The following is a 16,104-nucleotide window of genomic DNA, read 5'->3' on the forward strand; positions in this document are numbered from 1 at the left end:
ATTTTGTGATATAATGTCACCATGTCCGGCGGTGCAGCTAAAAAGGAGGGGTGAATCCTATGATTTCAGAAAAAAAAATAAAGATTATGACTTCGCTCGCCCAGTACGAAAAAAAAGAGGGCGTCAAGGATTTAAGGATCAACCGTTATAGCTGCAGTGATTATGTAAGAATGGAAACAATGAAAGTAGGAGTTGCTCTAGTGGTGGCGCTCTTGCTTCTCAGCGGGATCATAATCATATTTCAGATAGAAAACGTAATTTCTATGATGCGGAAAGGGACCATCGCTGTACCGGCAATATTGATTTTATTCTGTTTTGGAATCCTTTTCTTTTGCTATGTAAAGACCACCCGGTCCAGAGCGGAGCATCGCTATAATGAGGCTATGGTGCGCATCAATGCATATGAAAGACAGTTGGAGAAGCTTCTGGAAGTTTATGAGGAAGAAGAGAACGAAGATAAAAGCCCGAAGATAGATACAGAGGAGTTGGCAGATGGAAAAATTATTGATTTATAGAGAAAAGCTATTAAAATTCCTGTCATCCCATTGGCAGGTCTGCGGACCTCTGGGAAAGTTCATAGGAGGGGTGTTCATATTTTATGTGATCAATTCACTGTTTGGATATTCTAAAATACTAAGTCAGCCGTTCAGCACATTGATCCTGGCGGGTATCTGCGTATTCCTGCCATTTTCGATGACATATTTGCTGTGCAATCTGATCATTATCATTCATTTATCTGTGGTATCGATGGAGATCGCAATATTGTATTTTATTATCATGGGTATTTACTATCTGCTGTATCAGCGGATGTTTCCTGAAATGAGATATTTATTTTTTATGACCCCGGTATTTTTCTTTTTCCATTTGACTGCCGTCATTCCACTGTTTGTGGGCAGCTTCATTGGGATCACGGGAATCCCGGCGATTGTTATGGGAACATTTCTGTACATCTTTGCACAGACAGTCCAGAGCGGAGTAGTACAGGTAAATAACGGTTCATTTGGCAGCCAGTTGTATAATTTTGTACTTCAGGGAACGATAGAGAATAAGCAGTTAATTATCTATATTCTGTGTTTTATTTTTGTGGCAGCCCTGATTGTGGGGATTCGCAGGATGCAGGTGGATTACGGATGGTATTTTTCAATCTTTATCGGAGGTATTGCCTATGTGACCATCGTGCTGGTTGGCGGATTTTTTACTGGAAACCGCGTAGATATCGGCGGAGAGCTGATCATTGCGGCGGTAAGCATTCTGGTTGTGATGATCATGCAGTTTTTCAAGATCGTCATTGACTACTCCAGACAAGAGACCTTGGAGTTTGAGGATGAGGATTATTACTATTATGTCAAGGCGATTCCCAAGAGCAGGGTCAATGAGGAAGAGATCAATATCACGAAGATCAATCCTGCCGGGAAGAAATTTGGATTTAAAAAACATAAGGGAGAGTAGATTTGGAGCAGTTTTTATCAGTCATCGAAAAATATTTATATTGGTTATCCATTCCCCAGATGTCAATCACGGATATCCTGGATATCCTGATCGTCAGCGTGTTGATCTATGAAATCGCCAAATGGATCAAGAATACCAGAGCCTGGACCCTTCTGAAAGGCATTATGCTGCTTGTTTTTGTAGCTATGGCAGCTTATGTATGTCAGCTGCACACAATATCCTGGCTGATCAATAATACCATGGGTGTGGGTGTCACTGCGGCGATCATTGTGTTTCAGCCGGAACTCAGGAATGCCCTGGAGCAGCTGGGCAGGAAGAATCCTATTGTAAATCTGTTTTCATCCGACGAAAGCCGGGATGAGAAGGTGGGATATACAGACCGGACTCTTCAGGAGATCGTTAGGGCTACCATTGAGATGTCGAAGGTCAAGACCGGTGCACTGATCGTGATGGAACGTGAAGTCCCTCTGGGTGAATTTGAGCGGACAGGAATTCCTGTTGACGCCAAGATGAGCAGTCAGCTGCTGATCAATATTTTTGAACACAATACCCCGCTTCACGATGGGGCAGTGATCGTGAGAAATAACCGCATTGTGTCAGCTACCTGCTATCTGCCTCTGAGCGACAGCCTGGAGATTGAAAAGGAACTGGGAACCAGGCACAGGGCGGCAGTGGGGATCAGTGAAGTCTCTGATAGTGTGACGATTGTTGTCTCAGAAGAAACGGGAGGTATTTCCATTGCACAGGGCGGCAGGATTTACAGAGGATTGACTCCGCAGCAGCTGAGAGACCGGCTGGCTGTGGTGAAGAACGATTATAGCGACGGAAGGAAATTCAGGCTTTGGAAAGGATTGAACCGCAATGAAAGAAAAATTAGGAAATGATCTTGTCTTAAAAATATTTTCTCTTGTCCTTGCCATCCTGCTTTGGCTGTTTGTCATCAACACAGAAGATCCGGTGATAACCAAGTCTTTTTCAAATATCCCTGTGGATATGCTCAATGAGCAGGTACTGGATGAGCTGAACCGGACGTATAAGATCACAGAGGGCTCAACCGTGAGCTTTACGGTAAAAGGGAAAAAGACAGTTCTTGACAAATTGAAAAAAAGTGATTTCAGGGCAACCGCAGATGTGTCCTCCATGTCTAAGGTAAATTCCATCCCGATCAAGATCGTACCGCTGAAGTTTGCTGACCAGCTGGAGATTGTATCAGGAAATAACCAGAGTGTCAAAGTAAAACTGGAAGACCTGCGCAGAGTACAGGTGCCGGTGACAGTGGAGACAACAGGAAAACCGGCATCGGGATATGCGGTGGGCAGCAGGACTGCGGCACCGAACCTGATTTCTATTTCCGGTCCTAAGAGTGTGGTTAAGCAGGTGAAAGCCATCAAAGTAATTGTAGATGTTTCTGGACTAAAGAGAGACGTATCCATCACTCATAAAGTTGTCTGCTATGATAGTGAAGGAGAGCAAGTAGACCAGTCCAGGCTGAAACTGGATGACGACGAAGTCAAAGTAAGGATCAAGTTTAGCAGGACCAAGACTGTACCGATCGTAGTAAAGACAAAAGGAACTCCTGCAAAGGGATATGCTCTGGGAAGTATCGACTACTCTCCGGAAGAGATCGAGATCACCGGAGAAAAGGACGTTCTGGATGAGGTGGACGAGATCGCTTTGTCCACCATTGATATCAGCAGCAGTACCAAGAGTATCGAAAAAACCATCAAAGCAGAAGATATCAAGCTTCCGGAGGGAATTACGTTTGTAAAGGATACAAGCAAGATCGAGGATATTGTAGTCAAGGCAAATATTGAGAAGAATAAAAAGCGCACGATCACTCTTTGTACGGACCAGATTCAGCTGATCAACAATAAGAATAACTATCATATAGAGTTTGACCAATCTGAAGTGCCGATCAAGGTTACAGGATTAAAATCAGTTGTGGATGAACTGACAGCTAAGGATTTGAATCCAAAGATTGATGTGTCTGTCTATGAGACCGGAACACACACGGTGCAGGTACAGCTCAAAGAAGTAAAGAATATGGATATTATCGGAAATGTCCAGGTGAAGATTACAGTATCAGAATAGGAGCCTATTTATGAAGACAATGTCAATCGTTCTTCCGGCTTACAATGAAGAACAAATGATAGAAAAGACGGCCAGGATCATACCAGAGCTTATGGAAGAAGAAAACATAAGTTATGAACTGGTGTTTGTCAATGACGGGTCTAAGGACCTGACATGGGAAAAGATTGTTAAAGTATCTGAGGAGAATCCAAACATAAAAGGAGTCTGCTTTTCCAGGAATTTTGGAAAAGAAGGAGCTGTGTTTGCAGGGATCGCCAATGCCTCTGGAGATTGTGTGGCAGTCATGGACTGCGATCTCCAGCATCCTCCTGAGACTCTGGTGACTATGTACAGGCTCTGGGAGCAGGGTTATCAGGTGATCGAGGGAGTAAAGGCATCCAGAGGAAAAGAAGGGATGATCCACAAGTTTTTTGCCAAGACATTTTATAAGATTATCAGCAATGCCACAGGTGTGGATATGTCAAGAGCATCGGACTTTAAACTTCTGGACCGGACTGCTGTGGACGAATTTCTTAAGCTGCCAGAACGGAATGTATTTTTCCGTGCTCTGTCCTCCTGGGTGGGCTTTAAGACTACTTATGTAGAATTCCACGTACAAGAGAGGGAAGCCGGAGAATCAAAATGGTCTATGAAGTCACTTTTCAGATATGCGATCAATAATATTACGTCTTTCAGTGCAGTACCTATGCAGGTTGTTACATTCTGTGGCGTCATCTTCTTTTTATTTGCAGTTGTTTTGGCGGTACAGTCACTCTACCTATATTTCAGCGGAAAGGCAGTGGCAGGCTTTACCACAGTGATCCTGCTCTTGTTGATCATTGGCAGTATCTTGATGTTCAGTTTAGGAGTGATCGGATATTATCTGTCTAAAATATATGAGGAAGTTAAAATGAGGCCGAGATACATTATTTCGGAGATCACAAAACAGAAGAAATAAAAAACAGCGGAAAGAAATCAAGGCTGATTTCCTTCCGCTGTTTTGCTTTTTGTTCCTTCGTTCCAGTCTGAAGCCTTTACCCAATTTTCAAAGTAGTGCATCTGTCTGTGTTTCCAGATTGTACGGCGTTCCCGGTTGTAGAATGGGAACATCTTTTTTTTGATCTTCATATATTTCGGGTCTTCCGGGGGACCGATGGGCCTCTCTGGAGGCAGCTGGCGGTAATACTTACCGAAATAGTATAAGTGATCAAAATCATGTTCTTTCTTCGCGGCGGATGTGACAATGTTTGAAGTGCCAATATGATGAGGGTGGCCATATTCACCTTCCGGATTATGGGTGGCGATGACCTTCCATTTTTTGTATCTTAAAAGGGTGCGGATGTTTTTTTCAATCCTGTTTTTGTATGGTTTCCATGAAACCCGTTTTCTGTTTACATAGTCCGGATAATTCAGCATGATGCTGGGAGAACCGGCTACATTCATAGCGTATTTAAATTCTTTGTATCTGGTGAGATGATATGTATTGGCATTGGTGAGACATACAACAAGGTACCGGTCCTTTGCCAGGTGCGCTCCTCCCCATAGAGACTCATCGTCAGGATGTGCCACGATCATAATGTTGTCGATACCTCTAAGATCTAAGGTGTCAAGGTACTGGGGTGTGGCATCTTCCTTGACGGGAAATGAAGAGCCGATGACTCCCAGACACAGGGCAAAGACTAGAGTCAGTGCAAGCATTATCTTTTGTGCTTTATCTAATTTCATAATGTTAATCTCTTTCTGGCTGTGTATGTTTAAAAACTAAAAATTTACTGATAAAGTAGTTTACGATCACCACGATCACCTGTGTTTCCAGTTTGGCCAGCCATTTGGCCTGTCCAATAAACTGTACAAGGACATAGACGCCGCCGACTTCAATGACCATAGTAGATAAACGGCCCAGCACAAACCTGTAAAATTCTAAAAATACTTCTTTCCAGGAGCTGCAGCTGGAAGAGAAGACAAAAAGCTTATTGACCACATAGGCAAAGAGAATTGCCGCAATGACAGAAATAATATTACTGATGGTATAATTGATATGGAACGTATAAACAAGTACATTAAATATCACCAGGTTTACAAGGGTAGTGCAACCGCCGAAAAAAAGATAGCGGAGCCCTTGATTATACCAAAGTTTTTTAATTAAATTCATCATGATAGTATCCTTTTCTTATATATTATATGTTTAAAATTTATTATAGTATAAAACCTCTGATAAAAGTTTGCAAGAATGTGAAGATTTTCTTACAATCCAGAGACATGACTAGAAATGCCTTAAATTATTACCGACTTATGGTATAATAAACGAATACTTTAGTTTCGTGGCATTTTTTGGATAGGTGGTATGATTTATGAGAGAGAACAAAAAATTAAAAAGTGGATTGATCTATACGGGATTGTTTGCGGTCCTGTCCTGTATTGTGTTTTACCCTATGTATCAGAGCGGGAAATCTCTGGTCTGGATCTCTATGGCGGGAGACGGACTAAGTCAGCATTTAAATTCTCTGGCTTACTGGGGCGAGTATTTGCGGAGCTTTTTTTCGAATCTTTTTGCAGGACATCCCTCGCTCCCTATGTGGGATATGAGTCTTGGATACGGCGCAGATATATTATCTACATTAAACTATTATGCTATAGGGGACCCGCTGAATCTTGTATATGCACTTGTTTCTAAAGAGAATACAGAGTATTTGTATAATTTTATGATCATTTTCAGAATGTACCTGGCAGGTCTTTCCTTTATGTCCTATTGTTTATATATGAAGAAGGGGCACAGGGCAACTGTATTTGGTTCTCTGATCTATGTGTTTACAGGATTTACACTGTGGGCAGGCATAAGGCATCCATTTTTCCTGAACCCGCTGATCTATTTACCGCTTCTTTTGATTGGCGCTGAAAAGATATTTCAAAAAGAGAAACCGTATGTGTTTATATTCTCTGTATGTATTTCGGCTATGAGCAACTATTATTTTCTTTATATGCTCACTGTATTTACATTTTTATATGCATTGATCCGCTTTTTTTCCTATGTCCGGGAAAATTATGTTATGACTTTTATACGGACAGTGGGAAGATTCTCCGGCTATTATTTTTTGGGACTGGGACTCTCCGCAGTTATTTTGTTGCCGGCAGTCATAGGATTTCTTGGAAACGGACGGAGCAGCGAGAATATATCGGTGGGATTATTCTACCCACTGCGGTATTACAGCCGTGTAATGCTGAATTTCGTTGGTTTTGGAAATTCAGGAAATTCGGTTTCTTTAAGTTTTGTTCCTGTGGCAGGATTAGCCGTTCTTCTCCTGTTTGCGGCAAAGAATGAAGACAGAAAATATACACCATTCAAAGCTGCATTTGGACTGGCACTGATCTTTCTCTGTGTCAAAGTGTTTGGTTATGGTTTGAATGGGTTTGCATATGTGACAAACCGCTGGACATTTGTCATAGGATTTATTGTCGCATTGATTTTTGTAGAAATGTATCCGAAGCTGTTTTCAATGACGAACAGAGAAAAATGGCTGGTTGCCGCTGTGATTGGCCTGTTGGCTGTTTATAGTGTGTTTGCTCAAAAATTTGTTGGAGGCGGGTTCTATACATATGGTTCTAACAGTGCTATCATAGCATTGGCAGGCAGTTTTTTATGTATCTGCCTGATCCAGAAGACAGGAGCGGCATATCAAAGCGTGATCAGTTCTGTGATGATAGCTTTGTTGATCATCGGCAGCTTGGGAATACATTCTTATTATCGGTTCGGGCCTAAGAAAGGAAAGTACACCAAAGACTTCTTAGACAGCGGAACGGGATATGAATCGCTGGTGGATGACTCAGCGAAGGGTTTAAAAAGTACAGGAGATTCTGGCGTTTTCCGTGTGAATACCAATCAGAGCCTGAATCACAACTACGGACAGGCTGCTGATTTAAATACAGTAAATAACTACTACAGCGTTACAAACGGAAATGTAGGGAAGACAGTAGAAAGCTTTCAGACATTAAATCTGACGTATTTATTTAAGTTCAAGGGACTGGACCACAGGACTGGACTGTATGGTCTGAATGGAGTCAAATATATTTCTGTAAAATATAGCAAAAATGCGTCAAAAGCATGGAAAAAGAAAGGCTTTGATCCAATATCTATAAAAAACGGCAGGCTGCTCTTAAAAAACAGATATGCTCTTCCATTTGGATATTCCTATGACTCTTATATTACAGCGGATGAATACAAGGAGCTGAACGGGATTGAGAGAGAGCAGGCAATGCTTCAGAGTGCTGTGCTGGACGAAAAGGAGCAGGGCATCCGCAGAGGAGATCCGCAGTTTTCAATCACAGAGCGAAATGTCTCATTAGAGAAAAAATCGATAAAGATTAAAAAAGGGCATCAGATGTACCAGCTTCCAATTCATATGGTACCGGGAAAGGATAATTATCTCTATATAAAGGGATTGGAATATGAGAACAACAGAAAAGGAAAAAATACATATTTTATAACATTGTCAGGCCAGGGCTGGAGACAGAAACTCAGGATCCAGCAGAAAGGAAGCAGTTATTCTTTTGGAAGAAAAGACTATATACTGCATCTTGGAAGGCTGAAGGACAAGACTCTCAGTATTATTTTTAATAAACGCGGGAAATATAAAGTAGATAACTTGAAGATTTTGGCTGTCAGCCAGGACAAAACTCTGCATCAGCTGATTCGTCTGAAAGACAATAGTGTCATGAAGGAGATTTCATATAAGGATAATGACTTCTCAGGAAAAATTTCTGTGAAGGAAAACAGGATGCTTTGCATCCCCATCCCCTATTCCAGCGGATGGAAGGCCCAGGATAACGGAAGGGATTTGAAGATCAAAAAAGTAAATGGCATGTATATGGGCTGGCTGCTGACACCGGGAGAACATAAGATCCAGATGACTTACCGGACGCCGGGACTTGTACCCGGTGCGGCTGTCAGTATACTTACCCTTGGCCTGCTTTTGGTTTTGAGGAAACGAAGAAGATTCTAAAAGGAGCGACAGAGATATGACATCACAAAGGAGTACAAAGAAATATTATTTGCTATATTTCATATTATTTATTGTAATGTGTTTTGCGGCTTTTTATCCGTTTATCGCAGAAGGAAAATCGTTTATCTGGGCCGCAGGCGTGGAAGACGGACTGACTCAGCATTTTGAGTCTCTGGCTTATTGGGGTCATTATCTGCGGGAAGCAGTGAAAAGCATTTTCTCAGGGCATTCGTCACTTCCTATGTGGAATATGAATCTTGGCTACGGAGGGGATATTTTATCCACGTTAAATTATTATGCCATCGGTGATCCGCTGAATCTTCTGTATATCTTCGTGCCGATGAAACATACGGAAGTTATGTATAATTTTATGATCCTTCTGCGGATGTTTTTAGCGGGAACAGCCTTTATGTTATATTGCAGAAAGATGAACAAAAATAATTTTGCCTCTGTGATGGGGGCTCTTGTGTATGTGTTCTGCGGTTTTATTTTCCGTTCAGGACTCAGGCATCCATTTTTTATTAATCCGATGATTTATTTTCCACTGCTGTGCCTGGGCGTTGAAAAGATCTATAAAAAAGAACGTCCTTACCTGTTTATCGCAGTCACTGCGGTGGCATCGATGAGTAACTTTTATTTCTTATATATGCTGACGATTTTTACAGTCATCTATGCGCTGATCCGGTTTTATCAATACTATGCCGAGGACAGGCTTAAAAACTTTCTCGTGTTGCTCAGGGGATTCGCAGGATATTATATTCTGGGAGTGGCTCTTTCAGCAGTGATTCTTCTGCCTGCTGTCTATGGCTTTTTAGGAAACGGACGTGGAGGTGGACAGGTCCACAATCTAATCGCCTATCCGTTCAAGTATTATATTTTATTCCTGGAGAATTTTGTGGGATATGGAAACAGCGGACAGTCGACCAATGTAGGTTTTATTCCTATTGCAGGCATCGTTGTTCTGTTCTTGATGTATTCCCGCCGAATGAAACATAAAAAATACAAACTGGCCTTTTTGGGCTGTATCATATTCCTGGCACTTCCAGTGTTCGGATTTATCTTTAACGGTTTTTCCTACGTCACAAACCGTTGGAGTTTTGTCTTTACGTTCATCATTGCACTGCTTGTGGCAGAGATGTATCCGAGACTTTTTCATATGTCCAAGCGCCAGATCATGGGGATCCTGATCGGCATCTCTATTTATAATCTGATCATCAGAGTGGCTGAGCTGAGCAAGCCGGATGTGTTTAAAAATGATGGAGCCTATATAGCCGGTATTTTTCTCTTTTTGTTTTACCTGGTGTTACTGTTTTTTCAGTGGAAAAACATGGACAGTAAGAATATAGCTACCAAAATTGTTATCTCAGTGCTGATTGTGATCAGCATCGGGGTCCATGGATTTTACCGTTTCGGTGACGGCGGAAGAAATTATATCAGTGAGTTTTTAAACCATGGAGAAGCCTTGAAACTGCTTTCTTCTGATGAAAATAAACAGCTGAAAAAGCAGGCTGCAGGTCAGATGGTCAGAGTCCACAATGAAACTCAGAGGTTCCACAATTATGGTGTTCTGGACGAATTGAATACAGTCAGCGCTTACTATAGTATTATCCCAAAGGAGACAATGGAGACAGTGCGCAGCTATGAAACGTTGGGCATGCAGTATGCTGACAAGTATCATGGTGTGGATCTGAGACAGGGGCTGTTAAGCCTTGCCTCGGTCAAATATATTATGGTGCCTGAAAATGAAAACCTGAAGGGCTGCCGTCTGCTCCATGAGACAGATGGGGTCAGGCTCTATGAAAACCCATATGCCCTTCCGTTTGGGTATACGTATGATTCATGGATGAGCCAAAAGGAGTACGACTCCATGAACGGGGCAGAACGTGAGCAGGCGATGATCAAGTCGGCGGTTCTGAATGAGGGTGTAGAAGGCCTTAAGAAGCAGGAACGTTCTTCTGTACATGTTGGAGAGAAACGACTTTCCGGCAGACAAAGCCTGTCGGTCAATAAGGGAGGAAAGACCAAAAAGTATCGTGTCAAACTGAATTCCCAAAAGGAGAATTACATCTATATTAAGAATCTCCGGTACAGCCCTTTGACAAAAAACAAATCCAACATCTCAGATATTGCCTTAAAAGGGAAAAAAGGCAACAAAGGGATCGATGTCATGGACGGCTCAAAGGAACAGCATATTTATATTCAGGATAAGATGAGTTCCTACTATTTCGGACGCCATGATTATCTAATGAGAATTACCGGTGACGGGGACTTTGAAGTGAATTTTTTAAGCTCCGGAACATACAGTGTAGAGTCCATCTCTCTGATCTCTGTAAATCCTGAAAAGATGCAGAAAGAGCTGAAAAACAGAGAGCAGAATTCACTTCAGAATATTACCTATCAAGACAATGTATTTTCAGGGGAGATCAAGACCAGGAAAACAAAATTGTTGTGTATTCCGGTGGCATATTCTAAGGGATGGTCAGCGAAAGTAGACGGCAGGAAGACCAAAATATTAAAAACCAACGGTATGTATATGGGGTTAGTCCTTACGCCGGGTGAACACAAGATCACGTTAAATTACACAACTCCGTGGCTGATCCCGGGGGTTGCTGTCAGTACAGCTGCAGGGATCATCTTGATAATTTATATTGTAGTATCCAGAAAGAAGAGGAAAAGAGTATGAGAAGAGCCATAAGTACATTGACTGCAATCTGTCTTGCAGGGGGCCTTATTTTCATTCAGCCAGGGACAAAGCCAGTCCGGGCCGATAATTCTGAGAGTACCGCGGCATCAGTGACAGACCCAAATGAATATAAGACAAAAGAGGTCATTGTAAAATTCAAAGACGGTGTATCCGAGACAAAAAAGGAAAATATCATAGAGGAAACACCAGGAGAAGCCGAACAGGTAACGGGGACGGTAGCGGTGGTAAAGGCAGACACGAAAAAAGAGACGGCAGCCGCAGTGAAAGAACTGAACAAAAATGATGACGTAGAATATATACAGCCAAACTATGTCTATCGGCTGGTAGACGGGAACGGCAGAGTATCAGAGAGAGCGCGCGCCATGAAGACGGCTGGTGTTAACGATCCTTTCTTTTATGCACAGTGGGGGCTCTATAACTATGGAACAAACCTTACAGACTTTGTCCGCACTCAGGGTGGGGGACAGGGTGTTACGATTCCACAGAAAAAGGGATTGGATATTAATGTAAAGAATCTCTGGAAACAGCTGAACAAAAAAAATACGAGTAAGGTCATTGTGGCCAATATTGATACCGGAGTTGACTACACCAGTACTGACCTTAAGTCCGTTATGTGGAAGAATCCGAAAGAAAAGAAAAACGGGAAAGACAGTGATAAAAACGGCTACAAAGACGATATTTATGGCTGGAATTTTTATAATAACAATAACAAAGTCTATTCAAACAGGGCTTATAGCTACAATAATTATGAGGATGACCATGGGACCCACGGAGCGGGGACTATCGCCGCTGTGCGCAACAATGGCTATGGAATAGCGGGGATTGCATCGGGCACCAATGTAAAGCTTATGACCATCAAGGTTCTGGGCGGGAGAAAAGGAGAAGGAACAACCTTGAGTGTCATCAAGGGCATAAAATATGCCAAAAAGATGGGGGCCAAGATATGTAATTTTAGCTTTGGATCCTACCAGAACGATAAGATGCTCAGGGATGTGATAAAAGATAGTAAAGATATGCTGTTTATCTGCGCTGCGGGAAATGAGAGAAACAACAATGACAGGTATCCTGCTTATCCGGCCAGCTATAATTACAGCAACGTGATATCGGTTGCAAATCTTGATTACACAGGTTACTTAGAATCCTATTCAAACTATGGAAAGAAAAGTGTTCTGTTGGCAGCGCCGGGGACGGACATATTCAGCCTGGGTGTTAATGAACGGGGGATCGTTGAGACCGGAACCTCTATGGCAGCGCCTATGGTTACCGGTACGGCCGCTTTGATCTACGCAAAGTACCCGGGAATAACCCCTGCTATGGCGAAAAATGCGTTGAAGCGCGGAGCAACCAGAATCAGCAGCTTAAATGGAAAAGTGGCGTCCGGCGGATATTTGAATGCTGAAAAGACTGTGAATTCCAATTACTATCCACCATATATTACAGTTAAAACAACACAGAAGAAGAATTATTCTCTGGCAAAAGTCAGTGCGAAAAAGAGAGGCAGTACAACAGTTGCTGCAGTTAGATACATAACGGGAAAGAAGACTTCCGCTTACTTTTCCAACGGGAAAAAGGGATATAACGTAAAAAACGGGACACTCAAAGTAAAAAAGACCGGGTATTATACGGTTTATGCCAGAGACAGCGCAGGGAACCAGACAGTGAGGACCGTAAAGATCACTGCCGGGAAGCCGCCGAAGCTTAAAGTCAAAGTATATAAAAAGAGCCGTTCAAAAGCAAAAGTTAAGATAAAAGCCTCAGACGAGAGCAAAAAGATATTAAAATTCAGATATGCAAAAGGAAAAAAATCTGCGTCTTATTTTAAGCAAGGGAAAAAGGGAAGCAAGCTGAAGAATAAAAAAGGCAGTGCCAGCTTCCAGGCGAAGCGGGGCAGGTATTATACGGTTTATGTGGTAGACCGAAGCGGAAACGAGAAAGTTAAAAAAATTAAACTCTAATATCTTAGTTTAAGAGGAGATACATTATGAAAATAATGCGTTATTTAGAAAATTATCTGACTAAAGAAAAACATAAAAGGCGGAACTATTGGATTACTTACACGTTAATATTTTTTATAATGCTGTGTTTTGTTTTCGGTAGTTTTTATATAAATAAGAAATCGTTTATTTGGAGTTTTGATGGGTTGAATCAACATTTTCCGGCTCTTATATATTTTAGCCAATATGTAAGAGAATTTGTGAATAATTTATTATCAGGATCTTTTGATCTACCTATGTGGGACTTGAAAATTGGTTTAGGAGCAGATATTTTAACCTCATTAAATTATTATTCTTTTGGAGATCCATTAGATTTGTTGGCTGTATTCTTTAGTCCAAATAAAATGGAATATTGTTATAATTTATTAATAATTTTAAGATTATACCTAGCGGGATGCCTTTTTTCAGCATATTGTTTTGAGATAGGTAAAGATAGATTCCAAACGATGATAGGAAGTCTGACATATATTTTCTGTGGTTATGCATTGATGGCTTTGAGGCACCCTTTTTTCATTAATCCTATGATTTATCTTCCATTAGTTTTCATCGGAATTGAAAAAGTGTTTAAGAAAAAGGGAAATGGTATTTTTATCTTCAGCATTTTCTTAACTGCAATCAGCAATTTTTATTTTTTATATATGATCACGATATTTGCATTTTTATATGCGTTAATAAAGTTTTGTTTCCAAAAAATCAATAGAACTAAAAAAGAATTCTTTTCTTTATTAATTAGATTTATTGGCCAGTATTTAATTGCGATTGCATTATCTGCATTTATACTTCTACCAGTATGCATTGCATTTTTAGGAAATTCAAGAGGGGATATATCTGCTCATATCAATTATTTACATTACAATCTGAATTACTATCTAAATACAGTGACAAATTTCTTGAAGGGAGATATGTTTGGGTACTGGACAATTGTGGGGCTAAATGCAGTTTCCTTAATAGGTCTGGCAGTATTGTTCAGAAACAGAACAAAAAATTCAAGAAAGCTAAAACTTATTTTTCTTACGCTAACAGTTTTTCTGCTTATACCAGCGGCAGGTCTGATTTTCAATGGCTTTGCATATGTGGTAAACCGTTGGGTATTTTGTTACGCGTTTGTGGCATCGTTAATTACTGTTGAAATTGTACCCATTTTATTCAATTTAAAAGAAAAAGATAAAAGAGCCATTCAATTATGTGCGATAATTTTTGGATTGTTTGTTGTATTAATCCGTTATAATAGGACTCAGGAGAATATGAGAGGTGCAATTGTACTACTGATTGTAGCCGGATGTATTTGTTGTTTAAATGGAAGTAAACTAAAAAAAGAACTTAGTATTTTAATACTAACTTGTGTCTCAGCTTTCTCTCTTGCGTTTGGATGTTATTCAATTGCTGCAAATAATTATGTTAGCGAATTCATGAACAGTAATAGTGTTTATAGATTTCTCAATGATTCAGTAGAAAAGGAAATGGCCAATCTAGACAAAAAGAATATATATAGAGTACAGGAACATGAACTAAGAAATGGAAATTTTGGGTTAATATTAAATGCTAATTCGACGACAAGCTTTTATAGTTTATCCAGCAAAAATATGTTTGATTATTCTGTCAATTTAGGAAATGAGGATATTAAGAAAGCATTTCAGTTAAAAGGATTTGGTAACAGAGCACCATTATTGAGCTTGGCATCGGTAAAATATATTGCAGTGAGTGATAGTCGTTCAAAAAAAGAAATTCCTTATGGTTTTAAAAAATTAAAAAGATATCATTCAAAGAACGCATTTGGACAGAAAATCAATGGGTGGATCTGTGAAAATCAGTATTATTTACCTTTAGGATATGTTTACCAGGATGTGCTTTCGTATGAAGATTATTTGGACCTCAATTTGAATGAGAGGGAACAGGCGCAAACTGGGGCAGCAATAATGAAGACTTTACCAAAAAATATAGAGGAATATTCAATGAAGAGTGCAGATCAGATACTGGCTAATAATGAGCAGATCCTTTCTAAATTGAAAAAAGGTAAGCATATTCGATATGAAAAAGGGAAAATTTATGTAACAGCCAAAAATTCTAAAATAACATTGAAATTACCAAATCAGGGTCAGGGACAAGTTAAGCTGCAAATTAAGGGACTGAATTTTCAATCCAAGAATTATAATAAAAGAAAGTTAAAACATTATAAAAAAGAGAGTAAAATAACACAAAACCAAATCAAAATGCAAAGCCAGTTCTGGCAGGAAGCAAAAGATAGTAATGTAACGATTCGAACGAATAATTGTACCAAGGTTTTAAATCTAAAAACTGAACAAAACGACTATTACTTTGGACAAGAAGATTTTTTACTAAATTTCGGTGATAAAAGTAATGATAAAGATTTAGAGCTAACAATAGCTTTTCAAAAGACAGGGGTGTATTCGATTGATAACCTTCAAGTATCATTGCAAAACATGGACCTTTATCGATCAAATATGAAGAAACTCCAGAATAATTCTCTAAAAAATATAAAAATGAGAACCAATATGATTTCGGGTGATGCTAATTTAAAGAAAAATGGAGTGCTATGTCTTTCAGTACCTTATAGTAAAGGCTGGAAGGTCGAGGTAAATGGAGAGCAAAAAGCCATTGAACAAATAAATGATCAATATATAGGGGTTAATTTAAGTAGTGGAAAGCATCAGATAGTGCTTCGATACGAAACTCCAGGACTAAAAATTGGTTTATTTATATCTGGAATTACCTGCATTTTGGGTTGCTTTGTTTTGGGATGTCTTTATAGAAAGCGATGCAAAACTTAATAATAGAGAATAAAGTTTAATATTTACGGTTATATATTCATTTATGCTTTTACATGTTTTTATCGAAAAATTTTTCTAAATTCCAATAGGCAACTGATGGG

The 16,104-nt window shown here is 40.0% G+C and carries 11 protein-coding genes; 9 read left to right on the top strand and 2 right to left on the bottom strand.

The window, feature by feature from the left end:
* Positions 1 to 59: 59 nt before the first annotated feature.
* From QGT46_RS04500 to QGT46_RS04520, 5 genes are read left to right on the top strand one after another with little or no spacing between them, the layout of a single operon-like run.
* Entirely contained in the window at positions 60 to 515 is a 456-nt protein-coding gene (locus tag QGT46_RS04500) for a hypothetical protein (protein WP_024726563.1), read from the top strand.
* Entirely contained in the window at positions 493 to 1,449 is a 957-nt protein-coding gene (locus tag QGT46_RS04505; protein ID WP_024726564.1) for a hypothetical protein, read from the top strand. The genes QGT46_RS04500 and QGT46_RS04505 overlap by 23 nt, the downstream gene beginning before the upstream one ends.
* Before the next feature lie 59 nt (positions 1,450 to 1,508).
* Positions 1,509 to 2,333, top strand: a complete 825-nt coding sequence (gene cdaA / locus QGT46_RS04510; RefSeq protein WP_051405177.1) for a diadenylate cyclase CdaA — start codon at positions 1,509 to 1,511, stop codon at positions 2,331 to 2,333.
* A complete protein-coding gene (locus QGT46_RS04515; protein WP_148458640.1) occupies positions 2,311 to 3,540 on the top strand; it encodes a YbbR-like domain-containing protein in 1,230 nt (409 codons plus the stop codon). The genes cdaA and QGT46_RS04515 overlap by 23 nt, the downstream gene beginning before the upstream one ends.
* A 10-nt stretch (positions 3,541 to 3,550) precedes the next feature.
* Positions 3,551 to 4,477, top strand: coding sequence for a glycosyltransferase family 2 protein (locus tag QGT46_RS04520; protein ID WP_095142868.1), 927 nt, complete (start codon positions 3,551 to 3,553; stop codon positions 4,475 to 4,477).
* Positions 4,478 to 4,494: 17 nt separating this feature from the next.
* On the opposite strand, the gene QGT46_RS04525 is transcribed toward QGT46_RS04520, so the two are convergent.
* Positions 4,495 to 5,244, bottom strand: a complete 750-nt coding sequence (locus tag QGT46_RS04525; protein WP_148458639.1) for a PIG-L family deacetylase — start codon at positions 5,242 to 5,244, stop codon at positions 4,495 to 4,497.
* Between the two features lie 4 nt (positions 5,245 to 5,248).
* Positions 5,249 to 5,674, bottom strand: coding sequence for a GtrA family protein (locus QGT46_RS04530; protein WP_137329606.1), 426 nt, complete (start codon positions 5,672 to 5,674; stop codon positions 5,249 to 5,251).
* Between the two features lie 196 nt (positions 5,675 to 5,870).
* Here QGT46_RS04530 and QGT46_RS04535 point away from each other — a divergent pair, with 196 nt between their 5' ends.
* From QGT46_RS04535 to QGT46_RS04550, 4 genes are read left to right on the top strand one after another with little or no spacing between them, the layout of a single operon-like run.
* The gene (locus tag QGT46_RS04535) at positions 5,871 to 8,516 is read left to right on the top strand and encodes a YfhO family protein (protein WP_148458638.1); all 2,646 of its coding nucleotides are present in this window, start codon (positions 5,871 to 5,873) and stop codon (positions 8,514 to 8,516) included.
* A gap of 16 nt (positions 8,517 to 8,532) precedes the next feature.
* On the top strand, positions 8,533 to 11,199 hold the full coding sequence (locus QGT46_RS04540) for a YfhO family protein (RefSeq protein ID WP_148458637.1): 2,667 nt from the start codon (positions 8,533 to 8,535) through the stop codon (positions 11,197 to 11,199).
* Positions 11,196 to 13,175, top strand: a complete 1,980-nt coding sequence (locus tag QGT46_RS04545; RefSeq protein WP_148458636.1) for a S8 family serine peptidase — start codon at positions 11,196 to 11,198, stop codon at positions 13,173 to 13,175. Before QGT46_RS04540 ends, QGT46_RS04545 begins: the two co-directional genes overlap by 4 nt.
* 26 nt (positions 13,176 to 13,201) lie before the next feature.
* Positions 13,202 to 16,003, top strand: coding sequence for a YfhO family protein (locus tag QGT46_RS04550; RefSeq protein WP_148458635.1), 2,802 nt, complete (start codon positions 13,202 to 13,204; stop codon positions 16,001 to 16,003).
* Positions 16,004 to 16,104: the final 101 nt, after the last annotated feature.

The sequence above is a fragment of the Anaerostipes faecis genome, from assembly GCF_910574135.1.
GTDB lineage: Bacteria > Bacillota > Clostridia > Lachnospirales > Lachnospiraceae > Anaerostipes > Anaerostipes hominis.